A 24,219-nucleotide genomic window follows, 5' to 3' on the forward strand; every position below is an offset into this window, starting at 1 on the left:
GCAATACGACAAACTAGTATAAATATAAAGGAGAATGAAAAATGAACCATACACTTATAAATGACTTTAATGAAATCGTAACAGGACGTCGTTCCATCCGGAATTATGATCCAACTGTGAAAATAACAAGACTGGAAATGACTGAAATACTAACAACTGCCACGCTTGCCCCTTCATCCGTTAATCTCCAACCTTGGCGTTTTGTTGTCATCGATAGCCCAGAAGGTAAAGCGACATTGGCTCCCCTGGCCAAATTCAATCAAAACCAAGTAGCAACATCTGCCGCAATGATTGCCGTATTTGCAGATATGAACAGCATCGATTATGCTGACGACATTTACGGTAAAGCAGTGGAACAAGGTCTAATGCCAGCTGAAGTCAGAGATGCACAGCTACCAGCTATCAAAGGATTGGTTTCAACCATGTCACCGGAACAATTGAAGGAAATGAACTTAATTGATGCTGGTTTAGTATCCATGCAACTGATGCTCGCAGCAAGAGCTCACGGTTATGACACGAATCCAATAGGTGGTTATGAAAAGGACCAAATTGCTGAAGCTTTTGGTATGGACAAAGAGCGTTACTATCCCGTTATGCTAATTTCGATTGGAAAAGCGATAGATAAAGGGTATCAGTCTGTCCGTCTACCTGTGGATGCCATCACTGAATGGAAATAAAGCTAACAGTCAAGTAACAGAAAAGAGGAACTGAATCGATGTTTATTATTCATGCTGAATTTCAAGTGCAAGTAGAAAAAGAACAAGCATTTTTGGAAGAAATTCATCCACTAATCACAGCCTCTAGAGCTGAAAGTGGAAATGTTTCGTACGACTTAATGAAAGATATAGAGAAAGAAAACTTATACACGATGGTCGAAGTATGGCAAGATATGAACGCTGTCGAAAGTCACAACAAAAGTGATCACTTCACTTCCTTTTCAAGTAGAGCTGCAGAATATCTAGCCGGACCTTTGAATGTGAAAATCTACGAAGGTAATGAAAGAATCAAATAATAAGATGGCAAAAAGACACTTCCAGTAATATAGATTGGAGGTGTCTTTTTGTGTTTGTAACTATACTTGCATAATGAATGACGAACGAATTATGAACAAGGTTAATTGATGCTAGGATGCAGAGGGACAAATTCATTTATGAAATAACTTGAAATTTAGATTTAGGCAACAACACTTCCACGCTAGTTCCTTTATCGACTTCACTTGATATATTAATAGTTCCTTTATGAGATTCAATAATGCTAAAACTAACAGTCATTCCTAAGCCAATACCTTTTTCTTTTACGCTATAGAATGGCTCACCAATGTGTTTCAAACGGCTTTCCTCAATCCCACACCCATCATCTTCAAATTTAATCGCAAAATAGTTTTCATCTTTTTCGAATATAGAGATATTGACTTCACCTTGAGTGGATATAGATTCTATAGCATTTTTTAGAATATTGATAAACACCTGTTTTAATTTACTATCATTACAATATGTATCAAAGTTTTCTAATTCATTTAAATTCAGTTGAATATTTTGAAGCGATGCTTCTGTCGATAACAATTGAATGACTTCTTTAACAATTGTATTTATGTTTTTGTTGGAAAAAATGACTTCCGATGGTCTTGAAACAATCAATAGTTCGTTAACGATGGTATTAATTCGGTCTATTTCATCAATCAACATCTCGGTATGAGGCTCAAGATTAATGGCCTTATCTTTCCCCATTTGCAAAAAACCTTTAATAGTGGTCAAAGGGTTACGTATTTCGTGAGCAATGCCTGCAGCCAGTTCACCAATAACAGACATTTTTTCTGACTGTCTCAACATACTTTCCGTTTCTTTTAATGCGGTAATATCTCTCCCGATTACGACCAGCCCTTTTCTCGAACCRTCAGGATTGAAAATGGGCACTTTGAATGCATCGAACGTTTTGCTTGAGCCATCTCTTAATTGAATGGTTTCTTCACAGCGAGTGACTTTCCCAGCCCTCCAAGCTTCCTCGTCGGTATCAATACAATAAATCAAAGCATCATGATAATAATCAGTGTACTTGGCCATCTCTCTATCGTCCTTGCCACTGTAATCGATGCCTTCTAGTTCGAATAATTGAGCACCAAATTTATTGATTTGAAGCCATTTACCTTCACCATCTTTAAATGAAACACAGTCTGGCATGGTATCTATTAGCAGTGTGAGCTTCTCTTTTTCTTCTTCAATTAGTTTTGAATCTCTTAAATTTTTAATATAAAAATACAAAAGAATGGCGGTAAAGAAAACAAATAACAGACTTTTGAATGTCTGAAGGAGAAGGACTTTATCAAAAATGGTGTTAGGATCATATAATAAATAATCTGTCCCTATAACCCAGACTGGACCTATAATCAAATAGACAAACGGAATTATTCGGTAAAAATCGGTGCTTTTTTTCATTGTTGTACCCCTTAAATATTGGAAAGTATAATGCTATTTAGTTATATTGTCACATACAAATGAAATTTCAGCAATTTAACATTACGTTTACTGCACGCTGGGCCTCACAATTTATAGTTTTTCCAGTAGAGATTGGCCTTCGTACTTATCGTAAAGCAGTTCGTCAAAAGAGGGAATATGAATATGAWTAGAGAAGATAAACCTTACACAATAACTTCATAAATACGTACAAGAAGGTGCATTAATGCAGCAGAAGATTAAAATAGCAAAATGGTTACTGGAAGTTGATACTTTGTGCTGGATTACATCACTCTACCTATTGTTCAATTAGATTTTGTTGCTTTAATGCCATGGAGTCACGGGAAAAATAGATTAAAGTAGGTGCGAACATGATTAAATTCCACGGAACACCAACGTTGGAAACCGAACGATTGATTCTTAGAAGACTGGTTATTGAAGATGCACAAAGCTTCTTTACCCATTGGATGTCTGATGAACGGGTTACGGACAATCTCATAAAAGGAGCACATAAATCAATCAAGGAGTCAGTTGAAAGGGTAACGAATATTGTCAATGAATATGAGGAACAAGAATTTTGTTATTGGGGCATTGAATTAAAAGCAACTGGTGATCTTATCGGAGCAATCGATTTTTATCATTTCGACCTCGGCACGGAAAATTGCGAAGTAGGATTTACACTCGGTTACGACTGGTGGAATCAAGGATATGGAACAGAAGCGTTGAAAGCCGTTATGGAATTTGGCTTCAGGCATATGAATATTCATAAGATATCTGCAGCACATAACAGTGATAATCCTGCATCCGGAAAAATCATGCAAAAAGTTGGAATGAAACAAGAAGGGTTGATACGGCATATGATTCGTAACGCTAAAAATCAATACAAAGACTGTGCAATCTACGGGATTCTCCAGGAAGAGTACTTACTACAAGTAAAGATGGGGTGATTAATAGGAAATATCATCGATTGATTGGAGCGTAATAACTTTGAATATAGTTAGTCTGGAAAGAGCAACAATCCCCGATGCAGAAGCTATTTTTAATATGCAAGTCAAAGCATTCATGCCGCTTATGGAAAAGTATAAGGATTACGATATAAACCCAGCGAACGAAACAATAGACCGAGTTGTTTCGAGGATCACTAATCCTCAAGGCATATTTTATAAAATTTTGTTGGACACAAAGCTTGTCGGTGGAATCCGTATCTTTTGGAAAGAAGATGTTCATTTTTGGATTAGCCCCATGTTTATCAGTCCAACTCATCAAGGGCAAGGTATAGCAAAAAAAGCGATATTGTTAGTAGAAGAAAGCTTTCCTCAAGCCAACAGTTGGGAACTAGCAACAATCCTGGAGGAAGAACGTAACTGCCATTTGTATGAAAAAATGGGGTATATACAGACGGGGGAAAAACGGCGTATTAATGAAAATACCACACTGGTTTTTTATAAAAAGTCTGTGTGAAGATAATCGCCAAAAACAAATGAGAGTTTATTTATCTTTAAATTTCATGCCAAGCCTAAATTTGGTCATCATATGACAACAAGTTAACAATTCGATGACATGAAGGGGTATTGGTTTAACTATCAGGGATTCTCCGTTAAGATGCAGACTATGCTTTAGTTATAAAGCGTAGCTTTGAATCGAAAGGGGTTTACATGAGAATGAATATTAAAAAAATTATATTACCGTTCGCAGCAGGTGTATTGGCATTGAGTTTAACTGCTTGCAACGGAGAAGATAAAGCAACAAAAGAAGAAAAGCCACAAGAAGAAACGAAGCAAGAAGCAACAAAAGCACCATCTGAACAAGACCAAGCAGCTGCAGCTAAAGAAATGCAGGCAAAGCTTGCTAAGCAAGAAGTAGACGAGAGCAAAGTTGTCGCGGTAGTCAATGAAGAAGAATTAAAAGGTGAGCAATATAATGCAGCATTGGCTTCCGTTCAAGGGCAAATGCAACAGACAGGTCAAGATCCTAGTAGCAAAGAAGCGGCAAAACAGGTAAAAGAACAAGTACTTAATACGCTTGTTGGACAAACGTTGATTTTGCAAAAAGCGAAAGAAGCAAAAATTACTGCTACAGATAAAGAGATTGATGAACAATATAAATCTTTTGTAGAGCAATACGGTGGAGAAGAAGCAATGAATAAAGCGTTGAAAGCACAAAGCATGGATACTAAAATGCTGAAAGACCAAATTGCTGAATCCATTCTGTTTGAAAAATATCAAGATAAAGTAGTACCTGCCAAAGAAGTATCAGAAAAAGAAATTAAAGCCTATTACGATCAAGCTGCTTCTCAAGCAAAATCAGCTGGACAAGATCTTCCTCCACTTGAAGAAGCAAAAGAAGAAATTAAAGGGATTCTTAAACAACAACAGCAACAAGAACTATTGGCTAAACATGTTGAAGAATTAAAAGCTGACGCTGAAATTGAATTGAAAATCTAATGTATAATTTGCATGGCTCCCATTAATCTGATTAATAGGGAGGCTTTTGCATGGGTATACTAATCTCTATTAACCAAACTAATTATCAGGAGCTATATGTCATGAAAGAATTCAAAATCACTTATTTTTTTGATGAAAACCATTACATCCGACGATTTATCCATGTTGAATCCATGGAAATTGCAGAAGAGCTGATACAAAGTGAAAGAGATCAAACCATTTCATTTCGTGATAGCAGAGATATATACCATGAGTTGAATACACGAAATGTTCGAGTCATTCAACTTTCGGAATATCACCGGGTTGATAAAAGCACAAAAAGAGAGGGGCGATGACCATGTCACCGTCCCTCTCTTTATTATGACTACGAATACACCTTAATCAGCAGAAAGTTCACTTTCAGTTACCCATTTATGATTCTTCACTTCTTCACCATCAGTCGAAGTGTAATCTACCATATACACAGTTGTTTCCTCAGCTGAGTCGATAACTGCAGTTACGCCTTTCATCCCTTTCGTATGATCTCCCTCGACAATTACTTCATCGCCTTCTGCATATGGTTCAGTAGCAGCGTCTTTTATTTCCTCATGAATGATCCATTTATGGTCTTCTACTTTTTCTCCACCAGTCGTTGGTGTATAAGAAATGGTATATACTGTCGTATCGTAAGCTCCAACGATTGTAGCTTCGGCATCTTTCATGCCTTTCATATGATCTGTTGTAATGGTTGCTACACTACCAACTTTAAAAGTTGGATTTGTTGCGTCTTTTAACCCTTTAGGAATTTCACCAGAGCTGGAATGTGAACCACCATGATCCATCTCACTATGGTCGGATTCCTTGCTCGTTTCATTTCCACAACCGCTCAGTGCCACTAGTAGTGCAAAACTCAATAAGTACCGTTTCTTTTTCAATGGTATATACTCCTTTATCATTTTGATTTCTTAAATGCAGTATACCCTAATGGGGTATATATTAAAAGTGAAAAGTCTGTCAGGTAGACAGAATAGGATTCTAGGTAGACAGTTCWGCATTCCAGGTAGACAGAATGGGGTTCCAGGTAGACAGTTCTGCATTCCAGGTTGCACAAAATTCCGTTCGGCTGAAAATCGTCTCGCTAGCTGAAACTTTCGACGCCGATAATGTCCCACTCTATGAAGAAAATCCTTGAATACGTTGATTACGTATCCAAGGGTTGCTCTTATGTTTAGGGTGCTGCCACAGGTGGTGAGGGAATCAGCCAAACGTTCTCTTTGTTAACACGTAACAATTTGGCACCATGTGTTAAATACTACAAAACATATGTTTCTGTCGAAGAGAAGAATAAAGAAAACAGTTAAAATCAAATAACACTTTAACGAAAAGGGCTACCAAATCGGTAGCCCTTTTTACTTCCATGGATGATCTTTTATTCTAAAGTTCGGGTCTTACCCACAACTTGGAAAAATCAACGTATCCAAAATGCTTGATATTGACGTTCATTAGATTGGTAGAGAAGGGGATTTGACGTTTTTCATAATATAAAGGAATCATTAGCGAAGCTTCCAAAAGAGCTCTTTCCATTCTCAAGTTCAAGGAAGTCCATTTTTCAAAAGGGGTATGCACATATTCCTTTAAATACATGCTGGCCGTTTCATCGGCCTCAATCATTTTTGCCAATGGGGAGTACCCATTTTTAAGAAAATAGTAAAAGGACAAATCTTGATTCAATTCGAATACTTCACCGTGAATGAACAGATCGGCTTCCTGGTTCCTAGCACTGTTTTGAACTGTCTCGGCAAAGGAAAGCCAAGTGATTTCCACAGGGATGCCTTCTTTTTCGAATACTTCCTTCAGCCACATAGTGGTTTTTTCCGTATAGTTCACTCCTCTTAAAATCAATGGTTCTGAAAAATGGGGGCGTTGCATCACTGGTACTTTGTATTGCTGATCATGACCTATGAGGCAACTCTTATCGTTGGCCCAAGCACGTGAATGTACGAGTGGAATTTCATGGCGATGCTTCGCTATTACATAATGTAGATAGTCTCGGACTTCCTTGCGCTGAATCTGTGAATCGCGAAACGCATTCATGATTACGACTCCGAAACCTGAGCTACTTTCCACTTGGAAAGTAGCATCTCCTAGCTCTTGAGTTGCAGAACGGTAGACGGWATCGAAGTCTTTTGGTACCTGCACAAATTCCACTGCATCCAATAAAGGTCTTTCCAAAAAATAATCCTTGAAAGCACAGATCGTGGTTTTTAAGTCATTGTTTTCTTCTAAATAAAATGCTCCAGTGCCAAGTAACTGTCCTTTAGTGTCCTTGTAAATGCTTGCAGTTAACGTACCCAAAAGTTGGAGGCAATAGCTGCAACCGTTTGGGAATTCAATATCAATTACTAGTGGTGCCACGATTTCAATGTGCTGAATGGGCTCCCATAAATCCCGAAAATGCTTATGACTCCTCAATTTTTCCAGACAGACCTTCACATCTTCCGCGGTCAGTATAGATGCATCATGGAACTTAATATCTTTTCTCAAATAGAGTCGGAGTTTCGTTGGGGTTACATCCCAACTGTGGGCAAGTTCAGGTGAAACCATACCCTTTTCGTCAATGGCCACTAATCGATTGAATAGATTCGCCACCAAGCTGGCGCTATTTACTTCTGCCGCTTCCAGTGGATGCATCGTCAGGAAGGTGTATCTTCTTGGAATGATGAGCTTGTCCATGTAGTTTGTGCTTTGGTTGTAGCCGAATTTGGAATGGAACTTATTCATCAAACGCATTTTGCTGTCGCTTGACCACTCGTAGAGTAAATATTTCCCGATCGTTTCGACTGGTTCTTCATCAATCATTTTCATGACCAAGTCTTCATAAACTTCTTCCACATTTTTTTGCCATTGAATCTTCGATGCTTTGCCTCTCCCAAGTCCTGAAGTAAAGATGAGCCAGCCTTCTTTTGTCCATTTCTGCAAGTATCTTGCCGTTTGTTTCCTACTCAGACCGAGGAGCTCCGTTAGTTCATCCAGCCTGATGCTCCCTGATGAAACCGAACGCCATACGGTCAATAAATGTCTATCCATCATGTTCTCCTTTTTTATAAAAGTGGACATAATTATTTATTTTGTCCATTTTTAATGTCAATAGTCTAGTTTAATATACATAAGTAATAGGAGGGTTTCAACATGGCCTTTAAAGACTATCCACAAAATATAAAAGTTCGGTTGATTACATCGTTTTTCAACCGTGCGGTATCATCAGCGGTCATGCCTTTCATGGCATTATTTTTTGCACAGGAAATGAGCAAGGTATGGGCAGGTGTGTTTCTGGTATTCACAGTCATCGTCAGTTTTTTCACTAATTTGATCGGGGGCTATATTTCGGATCGATTCCCACGCAAAAGGGTGTTGCTCCTCACATCTTCCTTGAGTGCGTTGCTGTTTCTATTCATGACCTTGAGTCTATTACCTGAAGACAACATGATTTGGTTATTTGCGATTGCCTATGCAACATTCGTAGTGACAAGCAGCCTAGGGCGACCTGCCATGCATGCGATCATCATCGATTCGACCACGCCTGAAAATCGAAAAGAAGTCTATGCCATTGAATACTGGCTCGTAAATCTATCAATGGCAATCGGTGCGGCACTTGGAGGATTGCTTTACGTCAACCATCAAATTGAACTGTTTGCCATGTTGACGGTCACATCGGCCAGTCTACCGATTGCTTATCATATATGGCTACGGGATGAGTCCACAAGTAGATTGGAAAAACAGCATCAAAATGTATTACTGGATGTAATTCAAAATTATAAAATTGCTTTTCAAGATATACCGTTTGTCAAAGTTGTCGTAGGCTCGATGTTTATTTTTGCCGCTGAGTTTTCACTTAACAGTTACATCGGCGTTCGTCTCGCAGAAACGTTCGAGACAGTACAAATAGGGGAGTTCCAAGTGGGGGGAGTAAGGATGCTGAGTTACCTCAATATCCAAAATATGCTTCTCGTTGTGTGTTTTACGTTTGTCATCAATAAACTCACTGATAGGTTCAATAAGAAAAATGTCTTACTGTTTGGACTTCTGCTATATGGAATCGGTTATGTAACGGTCACGTCTGCCAACACGTGGTACATTCTAGTTCTCTTTAATATCATTGCAACACTGGGAGAACTGATATATTCACCGATTCGAAATACGGAAGAGGCAAATATGATGCCAGCCAATAAGAGGGGATCTTATTCTGCCTTTTCGAACCTATCATTCAGCGGTGCAGACTTGGTTGCTCGCTCCACGATTATCATGGGTGCATACCTGGTCCCGACCATGATGTCCGTTTACATTGGAATGATTCTGATGGCTGGTATCGTCTTGTTATATGCAGGTTTATTTATGAGCAAAAATGTTTCAAATGAAGGAATAATAAATGCAACTGTTTGAAGGAAAAAGACCATCCAATAGATGGTCTTTTTTCGTGCAAAGCGAATGATTTTAAAGTTGAAGCTGTGCATTTGTTATAATTGTACCGTGCAATATTTTACGAAACGCTAAAAATCCGATAGTATAAGTAATAATTTAACATTTCAAAAATATCGAAAAGTATTTATTTAAAGGAGTACACTCAAGATGTCAACACTCGCAATATCCAACTACTTGAAAAATCATGCACATCAAATAACGGAAGAATGGTTGAATGAGAGAGTAAAAGAGCCGGGTTCATTTTATTCTAATCAAGCTTCACCAGATGTGGAGAAACTCTTGAGAAAGCAGCATCAACATACCATTCAGTTATTGATATCAAGCTTTGATCAAAATGATTTCGATTTTCTGGAAAGACTTGATGAATGGGCTCAAACTGTAGCAAAGTCGCGAGTGGAACATCGAATAGCCATTCATGAAGTTATTAAATTTCTTGGAAAAACGAGAACGCTCTTTTGGGAATATATGAAACAATATATCGACCAAACGAATGAAGATGTTTGCAAACATCAAGTATCGGAATGGAGTGAAATGCTGAATTCGGGATTTGAACTAATGATTGTCAAGTTCTCTGAGTATTACCATGAATTCAACGAGAAACGATTGTCCGAGCATCAAGCCTTGATAAAACTACTGGAAATACCGCTCATCAAGATTTGTGATAAAATTTCTGTTCTTCCGGTAATCGGTGTGATTAATTCGGAACGTGGGTTGTCCTTACTTAATGATATCCCGATGAAGTGTAGTGAAAACATGGTAGAAAGTTTAATTATCGATCTTTCTGGTGTGATTGAAATTGAAGAAGTCGTTGCATTCCAGCTGACTCAACTTGTTCAAGTTTTGAACTTGATGGGGATTGAAAGCTTTATCTCCGGTATTCGACCAGAAGTTGCAAGAAAAGCAATCAGTTTTGGAGAAGAATTTCATGCGATTTCTAAAATATCTTCAGTTCAAGAAGTGATTGGAAAAAAGAACAATCCAATGTGAGTATCATTAAAATTCCAAAATAGGACACCTCCAATTCTTTTCAATTGGAGGTGTTTTTTCTTCTATTCAGTTTCACGATACTCTAGGACTTGTAAGATTTTTCTCTTTCACTTTTTTTACGATGATTCGATGTCATTGGCTCATGTTTTGGTTTTAAGAATCCCTGCTCCACTAATTCCATCGAAATCTCTTCTTTTGGTGAAGTTGCATTAAAATCTTTCTTCTTTGGTGTTTGAGACAAGGGACCTGTAAAGTTAATAGCTCCTTTATGATTGTCACTTCCCATCAAAAAACCTCCTTAAAAGTATCGTTCCTTCTTAACATGGTTTTAAAAGCGAAGTTCATTCTTTAAATTTCAAAAAAACAAATTATGTAGTACGAAAACACGTTCATGTAAAATGCGCTTTAAAGGTTTTCTCCAGTCAGCTCCCATTTCTGTACACTTACTCAACAATCACTCTTCTACGACTTGGCTATGTCCTCAAATTAAAAAAGACAATCTCATAGGATTGTCTTTTGGTTTGAGGATTGATAGGTCGGGTTGAATAGTCACACTAAAAATACCATGGAGGCTTGGGCCGTATATCATTTTGATGGGATTTCCGGTTAACTTCGATTTCAGCAGATTCTTTAGATTCATTCGATTTATGCGTTTTATTGGATTCAAAGGATTCATTGGAATCATTGGATTTAATAGATTCATTGAAATCTTTGGATTTGGAGATAGATTTGGAATTTAATTTTGTTCGAGACGTAAATTCATCATCGAAATCATACGGGATAAACTGCTTATAGTCATGCGTATTAATATTGGCATTCCGGTATTCCCTAAAAGGTTTGTCAATGGACTTGCCATCTTCATTCTTCTGCGCACTTAAGTGGTCAACTATTACGTTTCCAATATATCTGCCTAATTTCAAGCCTTCAATGTTATCAGCTTCAAAATGAACGCCAGCACATAGACGGCTGAAGGCGTCATCAAAAGCAATTTTTCGTAACTTTTGTGCTTCCATTGGGAAGAAATAGCTTAACACCACTTCTGCACAGCCAGACATGCTGGCATGGCCAGAAGGATAGGAAGGAAATTTAGGCGTAGAAAGAATCGTTTCCATCTCATGGTCATATTGATTTGGTCTGGCAACATCCAATTTATTCTTCAAATCCCATACGACAATCTTGGTGTCATTGATTGCCATATGGACAGCAGCTAGTATTCGAGAGGCATAGACAGGACTGACCCCATAGGAATCTACTAAACGGTCAATGATAGAAGTCCACTGTTTAGTAGGGACACCTTTTCCATAAAAAATGGCCAACTGTTCCTGAGTGTGTGTCAAGTGGTTGAGCGTACGCTGAACAATCTTTAATTCTTTTTCAAAATCTATTGCACTAGGTTTTTTAATGGGGAAATGCATTATCGTTCCATTTGGATTCAAGAAGTTCTTTTCTTTGTCTCTTTTTAAATAGGTCAAAGACCGAGAACCTGAAGATGGTGTATCAGGATTTACTGGTGGTTTCTTTTCACCTGCATAAGGTACTTCGGACCAACGTAAATAATTTTTCTTCATTTTTTTCATCTCCACTCTATTATTCCTTTAACCTATGTCAAAGAGTAAGAACATGTGTATTAATTAAAGCTATTCGCAACATGAAAATGATGAGAAAAGTACTTTCTAAAATCGGATATTAATTTTGAAGATCTTTTTGCCGGATGAGGCAATTGTGAAAAGTCCCGGTAATCATAAGTTGTCTCTTTTCATACTATGAATAAATCAAACCCTAAACGGAGGGAAAAAATGGATATTTTGAACAAGGTGAAGAGCTTCCGAGAAGAAGAAAACAGCCTAAAGTGGGAGGGTACATTTGCTGAATACTTGACCATCGTTAAGGAACGACCAGAAGTTGCCCAATCGGCTCATTCACGTGTTTATAATATGATCAATAGCCATGGGTTGACGCAAAAGAATGGTCATAAAATGTACCATTTTTTTGGTGAAGAAATATTTGGACTTGAAACGGCCATTGAGCGACTAGTAGAAGAGTACTTTCACCCAGCTGCAAAAAGATTGGATGTTCGAAAGCGTATTTTATTGTTGATGGGACCTGTAAGTGGAGGGAAATCAACAATTGTGACATTGTTGAAACGTGGTTTTGAAAAATATTCAAAAACCGACGAAGGAGCTGTTTACGCGATAAAAGGATGCCCAATGCACGAAGACCCACTTCACCTCATTCCCCACGAGTTACGTGACGAATTTTTTGAAGAGTATGGAGTCCGCATTGAAGGCAGCTTGTCTCCTTTGAACGCGATGCGTTTGGATAAAGAGTTCAATGGACGCTTGGAAGATGTAATGGTGGAAAGAATTTTCTTCTCCGAAGACAAACGGGTGGGAATTGGCACATATACGCCTTCTGATCCGAAATCACAGGATATTGCCGATTTGACAGGAAGTATTGATTTTTCAACAATCGCAGAATTCGGTGCTGAGTCAGATCCTCGTGCTTACCGATTTGATGGGGAACTGAATAAAGCGAACCGCGGAATGATGGAATTTCAGGAGATGTTGAAACTCGATGAAAAATTCCTATGGCTGTTGTTATCTCTAACTCAGGAAGGAAATTTCAAGGCAGGAAGGTTTGCATTAATCAGCGCGGATGAACTCATAGTGGCTCATACAAATGAAACAGAGTATGCTTCATTTATTTCAAATAAGAAGAATGAAGCCTTGCATTCCAGAATTATTGTCATGCCAATTCCTTATAACCTGAAAGTGAGTCAGGAAGAACGGATTTATGAAAAAATGATCCAGGAAAGCGATATGACACATATTCATATTGCTCCGCAAGCATTGCGAGCTGCCGCCATTTTCTCAGTATTAACAAGGCTTGAAACACCTAAAAAGCAAGGCATTGATATTGTGAAGAAAATGCGTTTATWTGACGGCGAAAGTGTAGAAGGCTTCAATCAAATCGATGTGGAGGAATTGCAGAAGGAGTTTCCGCATGAGGGGATGAACGGCATTGATCCGCGTTACGTAATCAATCGGATTTCTTCGGCCATCATCCGCAAGGAAGTACCATCGATCAACGCTCTGGACGTTTTGCGTGCACTGAAAGATGGTCTCGACCAACATGCTTCCATCACGCAGGAAGACCGGGAAAGGTACATGAATTATATTTCTATTGCCAGACGGGAATATGATGAAATTGCCAAGAAAGAAATTCAAAAAGCTTTTGTTTATTCCTATGAAGAGTCAGCAATTACCTTAATGGATAATTACCTGGACAATGTAGAAGCTTATTGTAATAAAAATAAAATAAGAGATACTTTGACTGGTGAAGAAATGAATCCGGATGAAAAACTGATGCGTTCAATCGAAGAACAAATTGGCATCTCTGAAAATGCGAAAAAAGCGTTCAGGGAAGAAATCCTCATTCGTCTGTCTGCCTACGCTAGAAAAGGAAAGCGCTTTGAATACAATTCACATGAACGTCTACGCGAAGCTATACAWAAGAAACTTTTTGCGGATTTAAAAGATGTGGTGAAGATTACGACATCGTCCAAAACACCGGATGAATCACAGCTTAAAAAGGTAAATGAAGTAGTTGCGAGACTCATTGATGAACATGGCTATAATTCAATTTCAGCCAATGAATTATTGCGTTACGTAGGAAGCCTGCTTAATCGATAATGGGATGAATATGAATAACAGAACAAGACGAATCAGATAATTCGTCTTGTTTTTCTTACTCTCTGAAGTCAATAACTTGTTCGCCAACGCATATGATAATTAAATTAAAAAACTTTTAATACTGGATGGGTGTGGGTGGAAATGAACGAAAAACCTGATAATCATTTTGTCATCTCACAGGAAGACTGGTCGCTCCATAGAAAAGGCTATCAAGATCAGCAACGTCATATGGATAAAGTCAAAGAAGCCATCAAGAATAATTTGCCGGATTTAATCAGTGAAGAAAGCATTGTTATGTCAAATGGACGGGATGTCATCAAAATTCCGATTCGCTCCTTGGATGAGTACAAAATTCGCTACAATTACGACAAATCAAAACACGTGGGTCAAGGGAATGGTGATAGTCAGGTAGGAGATGTCATCGCCCGTGGTTCCGGGGAAGGAAAAGCCGCTCCAGGGCAAGGGAAACAAGCAGGGGATCAAGCGGGTAAGGATTTTTATGAAGTGGAAATCACCATGGCAGAGCTGGAAAGTGCCCTTTTCAATGAACTCGAGTTACCCAATTTAAAGCAAAAAGAACAAGCTCAAATTAGAAAAGAAAAAATTGAATTCAATGATATTCGTAAAAAAGGGCTGATGGGCAATATTGATAAAAAGCGCACCATCTTAACGGCTATCAAACGCAACGCGGCGAATGGGAAAGCGGAAATTTCGCCTATCCATAATGAGGATTTGCGGTTCAAAACATGGAATGATGAAGTAAAACCGGAATCCAAAGCAGTTGTACTTGCGATGATGGATACGAGTGCATCCATGGGACCATTTGAAAAATATATGGCTCGCAGCTTTTTTTTCTGGATGACCAAATTTCTACGTACCAAATACGAAACGGTGGAAATTGAATTTATCGCTCATCATACTGAAGCAAAGGTTGTCACGGAAGAGAACTTTTTTTCAAAAGGTGAAAGCGGCGGCACCATTTGTTCATCTGCCTATCTAAAAGCGCTGGAACTGATTGAACAAAAATATCAACCTTCTCGATTCAATATTTACCCAGTCCACTTTTCAGATGGTGAAAACATGTCAAACGATAATGAAAGATGTTTGAAGTTGGTAAATGAACTGATGGCCGTTTCCAGTATGTTTGGCTACGGAGAAGTGAACCCCAATAATCGATATTCCACTTTGATGTCCACTTATAAAAAAATCTCGAATCCGATGTTCCGCCATTATATATTGAAAGAAAAACAAGATGTCTATAAAGCATTGAAAAGCTTTTTCCAAAAAGAAATAACTTCCGTTTGAACTGGTCGGTGCCTTGCACTTGTCATTGAATAAACCGTCGGAGGGATTCAATAGATGGAAAAGAATGCTCTTCATCGGGCAATAGACGAAATTACGGAAATTGCAATTGGATTTGGACTGGATACGTATCCGATGCGTTATGAAATTTGTCCTGCTGATATTATTTACACTTTTGGTGCATACGGCATGCCCACACGATTCAGCCATTGGAGCTTTGGGARACAATTTCATAAAATGAAGCTGCAATACGACTTGGGTTTAAGTCAGATTTATGAGCTGGTGATCAATTCAAATCCATGTTATGCGTTTCTGCTTAATACAAATAGTCTCATTCAAAATAAATTAATTATTGCCCATGTACTTGCCCACTGTGATTTCTTTAAAAACAATGCTCGATTTTCCAATACGAAGCGTGATATGGTCGAAAGTATGACGGCAACTGCCGAACGGATTGCCAATTATGAAATGATTTATGGCAAAGAAGAAGTAGAACGTTTTTTGGATGCGGCCATGGCCATACAGGAGCATGTGGATCCCTCCATTATCAGACATAAATTATTGGACTATGATACGAATGAAGAAGAAAAAGAAGTCAATCGGAAAACTCAGTATGATGACTTATGGAACTTGGATATAAAAGCGAAAGACAATAAGGCACTCATAGAAAAAAGAAAGAAATTTCCGCCATCCCCTGAAAAAGACCTCTTATTGTTTATCCAGGAATATAGCCGTGAACTGGAAGAGTGGCAAAGGGATATCTTAACCATGATGCGGGAAGAAATGCTGTATTTCTGGCCGCAAATGGAAACGAAAATCATGAATGAGGGCTGGGCGAGCTATTGGCATCAGCGAATATTAAGAGAAATGGATTTGACACCAGCTGAAACCATCGAATTTGCGACATTGAATGCCGGAGTTGTTCAGCCTTCCAAAACGAGTATCAATCCCTATTATCTGGGCTTAAAGATTTTTGAGGATATTGAAAAGCGATACAATCATCCAACAGAACGAATGAAGAAAAACGGCGTTAAAGAAAATTCGGGCCGGGAAAAAATGTTTGAAGTAAGAGAAATTGAATCAGATATTTCTTTCATCCGAAATTATTTGACGAAGGAATTGGTGAAACAGGAAGATCTATATTTGTTTGAAAAGAAGAATGGAAACTATCAAATTACCGATAAAGACTATGAACAGGTTCGTGACCAATTGATTTCGATGAGGGTGAATGGAAGCTTTCCTTATATCGTGGTTGAGGATGGGGACTACTCGAGAAATGGTGAACTCTATTTAAAGCATGGATACGAGGGAACTGAGCTGGATCCTCTTTATCTGGAACATGTACTGCCTTACATTTATCAGTTGTGGGGACGGTCAGTCTATTTGGAAACGTATGTTGAGAATAAACCAATTGTTTATTCATATGATGGGAAAAAGGTGTCACGTCGATTATTATGATAGACAAAAAAATTCCAGCATCTTTTGAAGATGTTGGAATTTTATTTGGTTTAACCATTACATTTGCTTTCTTAAATAAAAACGGACAGAAATTAAGTTGTAGTTTTTATTTTATTGGCTGTGTTAAAGGATGTAGAAGATATCGGTTGTTTAGCGTACAATTGTACTAGTCGCATGTTCCACATGAGCCAGCAAGTATGACAGAGCCTATTAATTAACAAGAAAGGAGGTGTTTAAATTGTCCACATCTAAAATATTGAAATGGGTCACCGGCGGTCTTGAAGCGTTATTGGGGATTCCTTTTCTAGGAGCAGGCATTGTAATTGGATTTTTATGGATTCCATTAGGTATTATGTTAGCATTACACATTGTAACATTGGTTCTCACCAAAAAAGATGGTGGTTCGACCACGGGAAGTATACTTGGTATCGTCACTTCTTGTATCGCATGGATTCCTTTTGTAGGAATGATTATGCACATTCTTTCTGCCATTTTCCTAATGATCGACGCTGCTAAACCGGAACATCACAATCTAAATCAACATAATGGATGAAGTATAATATGTAAAATCAAAAGGGTGCCATTACATAGGATTCACTCACTTTTTATAGCAGTTTTCAAAAAAAGTTTGTTTTTCTTTTTAATATCATCTAGTTATTAATTTACATTTTCTGGCAACCGAATCAATTTAAAAAGAATTCCAACTGCTTAGCTAGCAGCTGGAATTCTTTTTGTTCTATAAGAAAATCCCATAATCATAAAAAGGAAACCAGCAGCTAATGAGCTACTGGTTTCCTTTTTATAATGATTATTACATGTATATGATAAAAAACAATGAAAGAAAGAGTGTCAGATGTGTAGAGAGCGTCGGCGAATTTCGATTTCCAACAAGTAGATAAATTCAGGACATAACTTTAATTCTTTTGCCTTAACATACGATTCAATCAACAATTCAGATGATAGTTTACTCAAAGTGAATTCACCTCCGATTACATAATAGATGGGCCATTTTAGGAAAGCAGCAAATAAATTGGTAAATATCTTTGATGTAATCTTAATCTATCAGATAGTTTTGTTCGGAACAAGCGTTCTCTTATCCACAGCTATCGGTGGATTAATTGTGATTAACTTGTTGATAGTTAGTAGAAATGTACACTCAGTACCCGGGAAAATGTGTATAACCTTATCCACAGAAACGAAAAAGTGAGAAATTTGTCGAAAAATTTTTTTGGAAATATTGACCTTGGAAGGAATTTCAAGAAAAGTAACGAATAACTCTATTAGAAAGTTGCAATGGAGGAAACGAATTTGATTGATAAGAATGGGCAAATAACAGTGCGAGAACTGAAAATAGAGGATAAGCACTTATTGGCAAAATGGCTTTCGGATCCGAAAGTCTTACAATATTATGAAGGAAGGGACAATCCATTTGACTTGGAAAAAGTAAAYGAGAAATTCTATAATTGCGATGAAAATGAAATGAAATGTATGGTTGAATATGAGGATGTTAAAATAGGTTACATCCAGTACTATGAATTGGATGAAGAAACGAGAAATCATTATGGTTATTCTGATTCACCATATAAGATTATGGCATGGACCAGTTTATTGGGGAAACAGAGTATTGGAATAGAGGCTTAGGAACTCATCTTGTGAAATCTATGGTAACGTTCTTGGTTGAGCAAAAACATGCTGAACTTGTAGTAATGGACCCACAGACATGGAATGAACGTGCCATACGGTGTTATGAAAAATGTGGATTCAAGAAGGTAACTCTATTACCTAAAAATGAACTGCACGAAGGTGAGTATCGTGATTGCTGGCTGATTGAATATCAAAGGTAACAAAGACGGCAAAAGCAATCAAAATAAAAGTATAAAAATTCGCATTCTTATCTATTGCACTCTATCGAAAAAGTTTGTGGTCGGCTATTTCTTTCGCTTTCCGCGGACGAAACGCTAGCCTCCTCGGCTCAGCTGTCTATGACAGCTGAGCCTGTGGGGTCTAGCTTATTTCGTTTTTCCGCAGGAGTCTTCAGAAATAACCGACCATCTTACTAATAAAATAATATGAAGAGATACGATAACAGAAGCGAATTCCGTTGATTGGAGTGGAGGCGGCGACTTCAGCGGGAACAGCACGAGCTGAAGGCCCCGCAGGAACGTAGTGACGAGGAGACTAAAGCCGTGCCCGCGAAACGCGTCCGCCGCAAAGGAAATCAACATTTTCTTGCATACGCCTCTTTTTCATTAGTATACAGTTATATTCACTCTTTTTATTTTTTGTCTACAGTCTAACGGCAAAAGCATTTAGCTTTTGCCGTTTTTTCTATTTCTGATCGTGGCGTTTCTCTAAAAATGTAGGACGTATAGAACCCCAAGGGGCTACATCAAGAGTGAGCGCCAAATCCTTCGTTTCCTCTAAATTAGGACCGGTACCTTGTTCCACATAATATTGTTCAAGCTGTGGTGTAGTAATTTGCCCACCATAATTTGTTCCTTGTATAGCTCCCCAAAAATGTTCGCTATCCAATCGATCAATAATGGCATAGCCATCTTTGCCTTCTTTTAATGAAAAATAAATATCGCCTTCCGGTGCAGAAGAGGAAGATTTCAAATCAGGGTATTGCAACATCACATACTCGCCGTAAAAAGGATCATACGGGTCGTAAGGCTCGGCTCGTAACACATATTCTTCACCAAACCAAGAAGCTGCAAAGAAGCTCAAAGCAATCAAGCAAATCATCAGTGTCTGTAAGGCAGGAAATAAAAAGGACTTCATGAAGAGACACCTACTTTCTTCTTGTTAATTCTCCAGGCGATGCCGGACAATGCAAAAAGTAAAAGCGCTCCGATTAGGAAGAATAGGGAGACATCCATTCTTCCCCACGCATAAATGAAATACAGGACAAACTGGACAAGAATGAAAAATACAAAGCCAGGTGCAAGTAGTCTGTCTTTACGATGCTCATTTATTAAATAAGCAAGTGCGATGACTTCGGCCAAAATGGCAAGACCTATTGCCGATTCATCATAAAGCAGAAGTCCGATTAGACTTAGTGCAGCAACCCATTGGAATTTTTTGAATCGGAAATAACTGAACGCGAGTAATGCTGCTCCAACGATAGCCAGAGTGATTGATTCAACAATATTTATCTCGATGAAAGAGAGTTGGGTTTCTCCCAAAACAGCTAAGTAAACTAGAAGCTGTATTCCTCCTATCATAAGGTAGAGGGGACGTACAATCTGTTCTTTTTCTGGGAAGAAATGAATGAAAGCGACAACAGCAAATAGTGACCATATTGGCCAAAGTACGTTGTCATATTCAACGACTGACCAAAGTGTGAGTCCTGCTCCAAATAGTAGAATCCAACTAAATGAAATCGAGATGCGCGTTTTACTGAAATAAAACCAGGCAAATGAAACAGCTAAGAATGCTCCCCATTCAAACCACCCCAGCGTTACAACGGAAGTAAATAATACTTGAGCCCCAAAAACAAAAGCGACGATGGCATAAGGAAATTGACGCCAGTGCCAATAATGACCAAGTGCTGCAATGAATATAGCCCATGGTAAAAACGAATTATATAAGGAAAAATGATATGTTTGGACCGTTACAACGATGCTTGCTGCAAACATGGCCAATCCAATAAGACGGAATATGATTGGTTGACCAAATTTTTTTAACTCAGAAAAATGCCCAAGGATGTAAAACAACCACATAACAGAAAGTGCAAGCAATATTCTTAACACATCTGGCATCGCTTGCCAATTGGCCGCAATGAAACTGAACACGGCCAATGAAAAGAAGATAAGGCCGATAATCAAAAGCAGTGGGATTTTAACAGGTTTCGGTTGCTTACTTTCAAATGCAAGAATCTTTTCGACAGTTGATTCGTCGATAAATCCTTCATTTTTCCAACTTTGTAGTTTTTGTTTAAGTACCACGTTACAACTCCTTTATTCTATTTTTTACATTATAGTTTCTTATTATCATTATAGACATGTCGTCAACTAGGCCATGGATATTTCCTAGAAAAAGGAATAAATGTACATGGCCCATCCCCATCATGATGGAAATGAATTAGTTGGGCAAATTATGTCGGCACTCCCATTTGTGATAGCTCTTATTCTTTATGTATATGCAGTTACATTGACACAGCGTCGATATAGGAAATGATGGCCGCTATATAGAATCTTTTGTTGGTTTACAGGGATTATTTGTACAGCGGCCTCGTGTAGTGACCTTTCAGGATTCGCGAATTACACAATGAACAAACAAAAAATACCTCCATTCCATGTAAGGCTACATGAAATGGAGGTATTTTCAATTAGGGTGTATTTCTTCATTGGCTGAAGGATCATTTGTCACTTTTCGTGATGGATCATTGATTACTTGTTTGTTCATTTCATCAATAAACAGTATGTCCACTGTTTTCATGTCTTCATGCATATCAAATAAGCTCACTTTGTCCGTTTGTACGGCATCCGGATTATGCATGTAAGGACCTTTAGCCAATCTACGGTCTTCTTCTGTAAACACTTTTTTCTTCATTGGTTTTCATCCTTTCAACTATTTGTAAAAGGTGGCAGAGAACACTCTTATCATGTGCTTTAAATGAATGACTATGTATACACAGTTAACGTTTAAACGGGAAAAGTAATAAGGATTCCGAAAGGATCATGATGGTAATGACTATTAAAACGAGGTGCTAATTGTTTCCATAACACTTCTTTAAGTCCTTTCTTATGCATATGACAAACTATAGTCCATATTTTATCGGTGACTAAATTTCGAATGAAAGTAAGGGGACAGATAATGAAACCGATTATTGGAATCAGTTCGTTTGTGCAGTACGATGGGGATGAATACTCTGTATCCATGGCCAATGCCCATGCTATCTTACAGGCGGGGGGCATGCCAGTGATGTTGCCACATTTAGAGGAAAAGTCCGATATAGATGAGTTGGCACAATTTTTGGATGGTCTTTACCTGACAGGAGGGTACGATATAGACCCTACACTTTTTGGCGAAGAACCACATCCGATGCTGGGAATTATAGATCCCGCTAGAGACGTTTTTGAATTAGCTCTTATTCGGAAATTTTTAACGCTCAATAAACCGATTTTGGGTGTTTGTCGAGGAATCCAGTCGTTAAATATCGCCATAGGTGGAGATATGTATCAAGATATTGGTGCTCAAATAAAGAATGATTTTTTGCAACATCAGCAACGGGCACCTAAGTCGCATGGTTCTCATTTTGTGAATGTAACAGTTGGTACGTTGCTGCATCAAATCACTGGGCAACACCGTTTGAAGGTCAATAGTCGCCACCACCAAGCCAATCGCAATGTTCCCTTTCCATTAAGGGTCAGTGGGAGTGCAAGTGATGGTGTAATTGAAGCTATCGAAAGTGAAGTGCATTCCTTCGTCCTTGGTGTCCAGTGGCATCCAGAAAACATGTTTTTTGGCGGCGATGAAGCTGCGCGGAAAATTTTCGATGCATTTATAGAAGCTTGCAATAAAAATTTACACCCCCAATAAAAATTATTATTGAGGGAGTCACATATTTATTTTTTTCGTTTTTTGGCATCCCTTGCTTGACGCTCCCATATTTTCAAGTGAGGATATGGATCGAATGCCCATTCCGTGCGTCCATTATATTTATACATGCCATAATGCAGGTGAGGTGGGAATCGACCTGAAGTTCCTTGTTTCCCATATCCCGAACTTCCCACAAAACCAATAACAGAACCGAGTTCAACGATATCGCCTTTTGCTAATCCTTCATTAAAATAAGCTAAGTGCGCATAATAGTGATAGGTATTTTGAATATCACGTATACCCACACGCCAACCGCCAAATTGGTTCCAACCCAGTTCTTCAACAATTCCATATGAGGTCGATTTTACCGGAACGCCATATCCAGCAAATAAGTCAGTGCCTTCGTGAATGCGTCGGCCACCCCATCCGCGGTTAGCTCCCCAAGTACCTCTATAACTGTAATTCTGATTAAGTGGGATAGGGAAAACATGTTCACCCAGATCCAGTGTGTTGAAGTGTTTATATAATTTGGCAATGGTCATGATTTGATCGACGGTTTTTTCACTTTGGTAGTATTCGTATACGGCCAGTTTAAAGTCTTCTTCAGATTGTCCGTAACTGGCTAAATAAGAAGACATCGTAAAAAGAATATCTATACTATCTTCTGGATTTGCCATGCCGTCTGCATTCCCGTCTAGTCCATTTCCACCAAAAAATGTGATGGATTCAGGTGTTATGTCATCTTTATCAGGATTAAACATTCCTGCCCAGTAATCGTCCGAAAATTGAATGGCAATCGTGCCATCTCTCTTCGGAATGTCTTTCCGCACTTGCTGAATATTGCGTTCAAACTGATCCACAGCGGCTAAATAGTACCAAGGGACAAGTGTGTTTTCAAATTGTAAATAGTAGCTCATGCGCTCTTCCAGTACATCCACTTTCGGCTGCTCTTTTGCAGAAACGACGGAACTTATTAGCAAAGACAGTGTAAAAGCGTATAGTGTTAAGTGAAATATTCGTCGCACTAAATAAACCTCCTTTGTGAATCATTACATTAGAATATCCTGTTCCAAATAAATCATAAGTAGTAAACTTGACCAGTTCATTTTTGCCATTCATTAAGTAGAAATTCAAACTAATTTTGCACATACTAATATGAATAGTCGGCATATCGCAGGTATAAAAAGTTTCAGCCATTTTAAATATCATCAAATTAAAAGTCCTCACAAAGAAAGGATGAAGAGTATGATCTTTGAACAATCGAAATTAGATAAATGGGTTCAGCAATATCCGCTTTTGGATAATATCATTCGCTTGGAACCGGTTGTATGGTTAAATTCACAGCTTCAAAAAATGGAAGACATTGATTCCTTGCCAGTGACGAAAACGGATATGAAGGAAGCCTCAGCGCTATTTCAAAGATTTGCTCCTTACTTGGCGAGGGAGTTTCCTGAAACGAAAGATACGAATGGCATCATCGAATCACCTCTTCGAAATATAGCGAAAATGAAAAATGAGCTTAATACAAAATACGATGCCAAAATAAATGGGGAATTGTTTTTAAAATGCGACAATRAATTGCCCATTGCAGGTTCAATTAAAGCACGCGGCGGTATATATGAAGTCCTGTATTATGCGGAAAAGATGGCGCTGGAAGCAGGTCTAGTTAAAAGAGACGATGATTACAGTGTGTTTTCAAGCGATCAATTCAAACAATTTTTCAGTCAGTATTCAATCGGTGTTGGCTCTACARGGAATTTGGGTCTGAGTATAGGTATTATTGGCGCAAAATTAGGTTTTCATGTTTCCGTATACATGTCCGCAGATGCTAAGCAATGGAAGAAAGATTTATTGCGGGCAAAAGGGGCGACCGTACATGAATTC

The 24,219-nt window shown here is 38.4% G+C and carries 24 protein-coding genes and 1 pseudogene; 15 read left to right on the top strand and 10 right to left on the bottom strand.

Going from position 1 to position 24,219, the window contains the following annotated elements:
- Positions 1–41 precede the first annotated feature (41 nt).
- The gene (locus tag AC1DSB_RS01530) at positions 42–677 is read left to right on the top strand and encodes a nitroreductase family protein (RefSeq protein ID WP_342543002.1); all 636 of its coding nucleotides are present in this window, start codon (positions 42–44) and stop codon (positions 675–677) included.
- Between the two features lie 38 nt (positions 678–715).
- Complete coding sequence (locus AC1DSB_RS01535) at positions 716–1,012, top strand: putative quinol monooxygenase (RefSeq protein WP_342543003.1); 297 nt, start codon at positions 716–718, stop codon at positions 1,010–1,012.
- A 136-nt stretch (positions 1,013–1,148) separates the two neighbouring features.
- Here the strand turns inward: AC1DSB_RS01535 and AC1DSB_RS01540 are convergent, their stop codons facing one another.
- Positions 1,149–2,432 (bottom strand): ATP-binding protein, encoded by a 1,284-nt coding sequence (locus AC1DSB_RS01540; RefSeq protein WP_477585565.1) that lies wholly within the window; start codon positions 2,430–2,432, stop codon positions 1,149–1,151.
- A 389-nt stretch (positions 2,433–2,821) separates the two neighbouring features.
- Between AC1DSB_RS01540 and AC1DSB_RS01545 the strand changes: the two genes are divergently transcribed.
- From AC1DSB_RS01545 to AC1DSB_RS01560, 4 genes are all read left to right on the top strand, one after another.
- On the top strand, positions 2,822–3,397 hold the full coding sequence (locus tag AC1DSB_RS01545) for a GNAT family N-acetyltransferase (RefSeq protein WP_477585567.1): 576 nt from the start codon (positions 2,822–2,824) through the stop codon (positions 3,395–3,397).
- 97 nt (positions 3,398–3,494) lie between these two features.
- A complete protein-coding gene (locus AC1DSB_RS01550; RefSeq protein ID WP_477531780.1) occupies positions 3,495–3,911 on the top strand; it encodes a GNAT family N-acetyltransferase in 417 nt (138 codons plus the stop codon).
- A 200-nt stretch (positions 3,912–4,111) separates the two neighbouring features.
- Complete coding sequence (locus AC1DSB_RS01555) at positions 4,112–4,894, top strand: SurA N-terminal domain-containing protein (protein WP_477531763.1); 783 nt, start codon at positions 4,112–4,114, stop codon at positions 4,892–4,894.
- A gap of 50 nt (positions 4,895–4,944) precedes the next feature.
- On the top strand, positions 4,945–5,229 hold the full coding sequence (locus AC1DSB_RS01560; protein WP_477531764.1) for a hypothetical protein: 285 nt from the start codon (positions 4,945–4,947) through the stop codon (positions 5,227–5,229).
- A 42-nt stretch (positions 5,230–5,271) separates the two neighbouring features.
- Here the strand turns inward: AC1DSB_RS01560 and AC1DSB_RS01565 are convergent, their stop codons facing one another.
- Positions 5,272–5,808 (bottom strand): YdhK family protein, encoded by a 537-nt coding sequence (locus AC1DSB_RS01565; RefSeq protein WP_477531765.1) that lies wholly within the window; start codon positions 5,806–5,808, stop codon positions 5,272–5,274.
- Positions 5,809–6,307: 499 nt separating this feature from the next.
- Positions 6,308–7,960, bottom strand: a complete 1,653-nt coding sequence (locus AC1DSB_RS01570) for an ABC transporter substrate-binding protein (protein ID WP_477585569.1) — start codon at positions 7,958–7,960, stop codon at positions 6,308–6,310.
- 102 nt (positions 7,961–8,062) lie between these two features.
- Here AC1DSB_RS01570 and AC1DSB_RS01575 point away from each other — a divergent pair, with 102 nt between their 5' ends.
- Together AC1DSB_RS01575 and AC1DSB_RS01580 are read left to right on the top strand one after the other, a co-directional pair.
- Positions 8,063–9,313, top strand: a complete 1,251-nt coding sequence (locus AC1DSB_RS01575) for an MDR family MFS transporter (protein WP_477531766.1) — start codon at positions 8,063–8,065, stop codon at positions 9,311–9,313.
- A 186-nt stretch (positions 9,314–9,499) separates the two neighbouring features.
- Complete coding sequence (locus AC1DSB_RS01580; protein WP_477531767.1) at positions 9,500–10,339, top strand: STAS domain-containing protein; 840 nt, start codon at positions 9,500–9,502, stop codon at positions 10,337–10,339.
- A gap of 82 nt (positions 10,340–10,421) precedes the next feature.
- Here AC1DSB_RS01580 and AC1DSB_RS01585 read toward each other — a convergent pair whose 3' ends face one another.
- Positions 10,422–10,625, bottom strand: a complete 204-nt coding sequence (locus AC1DSB_RS01585) for a hypothetical protein (RefSeq protein WP_016429309.1) — start codon at positions 10,623–10,625, stop codon at positions 10,422–10,424.
- 268 nt (positions 10,626–10,893) lie between these two features.
- The gene (locus AC1DSB_RS01590; protein WP_477531768.1) at positions 10,894–11,907 is read right to left on the bottom strand and encodes a vanadium-dependent haloperoxidase; all 1,014 of its coding nucleotides are present in this window, start codon (positions 11,905–11,907) and stop codon (positions 10,894–10,896) included.
- A 228-nt stretch (positions 11,908–12,135) separates the two neighbouring features.
- On the opposite strand from AC1DSB_RS01590, the gene AC1DSB_RS01595 reads away from it, so the two are divergent.
- The 4 genes from AC1DSB_RS01595 (at position 12,136) to AC1DSB_RS01610 (ending at position 17,344) form a co-directional block, all read left to right on the top strand.
- A complete protein-coding gene (locus AC1DSB_RS01595) occupies positions 12,136–14,031 on the top strand; it encodes a PrkA family serine protein kinase (RefSeq protein WP_477585572.1) in 1,896 nt (631 codons plus the stop codon).
- A 141-nt stretch (positions 14,032–14,172) separates the two neighbouring features.
- On the top strand, positions 14,173–15,336 hold the full coding sequence (gene yhbH, locus AC1DSB_RS01600) for a sporulation protein YhbH (RefSeq protein ID WP_477585574.1): 1,164 nt from the start codon (positions 14,173–14,175) through the stop codon (positions 15,334–15,336).
- Between the two features lie 54 nt (positions 15,337–15,390).
- The gene (locus AC1DSB_RS01605) at positions 15,391–16,791 is read left to right on the top strand and encodes a SpoVR family protein (RefSeq protein ID WP_477585576.1); all 1,401 of its coding nucleotides are present in this window, start codon (positions 15,391–15,393) and stop codon (positions 16,789–16,791) included.
- Positions 16,792–17,029: 238 nt separating this feature from the next.
- Entirely contained in the window at positions 17,030–17,344 is a 315-nt protein-coding gene (locus AC1DSB_RS01610; protein WP_016429304.1) for a hypothetical protein, read from the top strand.
- Positions 17,345–17,640: 296 nt separating this feature from the next.
- On the opposite strand, the gene sda is transcribed toward AC1DSB_RS01610, so the two are convergent.
- Positions 17,641–17,763, bottom strand: coding sequence for a sporulation histidine kinase inhibitor Sda (gene sda / locus AC1DSB_RS01615; protein WP_081637837.1), 123 nt, complete (start codon positions 17,761–17,763; stop codon positions 17,641–17,643).
- 336 nt (positions 17,764–18,099) lie between these two features.
- Between sda and AC1DSB_RS01620 the strand changes: the two are divergent.
- Positions 18,100–18,635: pseudogene (locus tag AC1DSB_RS01620) on the top strand (GNAT family N-acetyltransferase).
- Between the two features lie 484 nt (positions 18,636–19,119).
- Here AC1DSB_RS01620 and AC1DSB_RS01625 read toward each other — a convergent pair.
- From AC1DSB_RS01625 to AC1DSB_RS01635, 3 genes are all read right to left on the bottom strand, one after another.
- Positions 19,120–19,572 carry a GDYXXLXY domain-containing protein gene (locus AC1DSB_RS01625; RefSeq protein WP_016429302.1) on the bottom strand — a complete coding sequence of 151 codons (453 nt, stop codon included), beginning with the start codon at positions 19,570–19,572 and terminating at the stop codon, positions 19,120–19,122.
- A complete protein-coding gene (locus tag AC1DSB_RS01630) occupies positions 19,569–20,738 on the bottom strand; it encodes a DUF2157 domain-containing protein (protein ID WP_477531771.1) in 1,170 nt (389 codons plus the stop codon). The genes AC1DSB_RS01625 and AC1DSB_RS01630 overlap by 4 nt, the downstream gene beginning before the upstream one ends.
- Before the next feature lie 379 nt (positions 20,739–21,117).
- Entirely contained in the window at positions 21,118–21,345 is a 228-nt protein-coding gene (locus AC1DSB_RS01635) for a hypothetical protein (RefSeq protein ID WP_477531772.1), read from the bottom strand.
- Positions 21,346–21,609: 264 nt separating this feature from the next.
- Between AC1DSB_RS01635 and AC1DSB_RS01640 the strand changes: the two genes are divergently transcribed.
- On the top strand, positions 21,610–22,335 hold the full coding sequence (locus AC1DSB_RS01640; RefSeq protein WP_016429298.1) for a gamma-glutamyl-gamma-aminobutyrate hydrolase family protein: 726 nt from the start codon (positions 21,610–21,612) through the stop codon (positions 22,333–22,335).
- 26 nt (positions 22,336–22,361) lie between these two features.
- Here the strand turns inward: AC1DSB_RS01640 and AC1DSB_RS01645 are convergent, their stop codons facing one another.
- Positions 22,362–23,360, bottom strand: coding sequence for a M23 family metallopeptidase (locus AC1DSB_RS01645; RefSeq protein WP_477531773.1), 999 nt, complete (start codon positions 23,358–23,360; stop codon positions 22,362–22,364).
- Between the two features lie 220 nt (positions 23,361–23,580).
- On the opposite strand from AC1DSB_RS01645, the gene AC1DSB_RS01650 reads away from it, so the two are divergent.
- On the top strand, positions 23,581–24,219 hold a 639-nt coding region (locus AC1DSB_RS01650; RefSeq protein WP_477585578.1), incomplete at its 3' end, for a D-serine ammonia-lyase.

The sequence above is a fragment of the Paenisporosarcina sp. P4_E4_2 genome, from assembly GCF_056401595.1.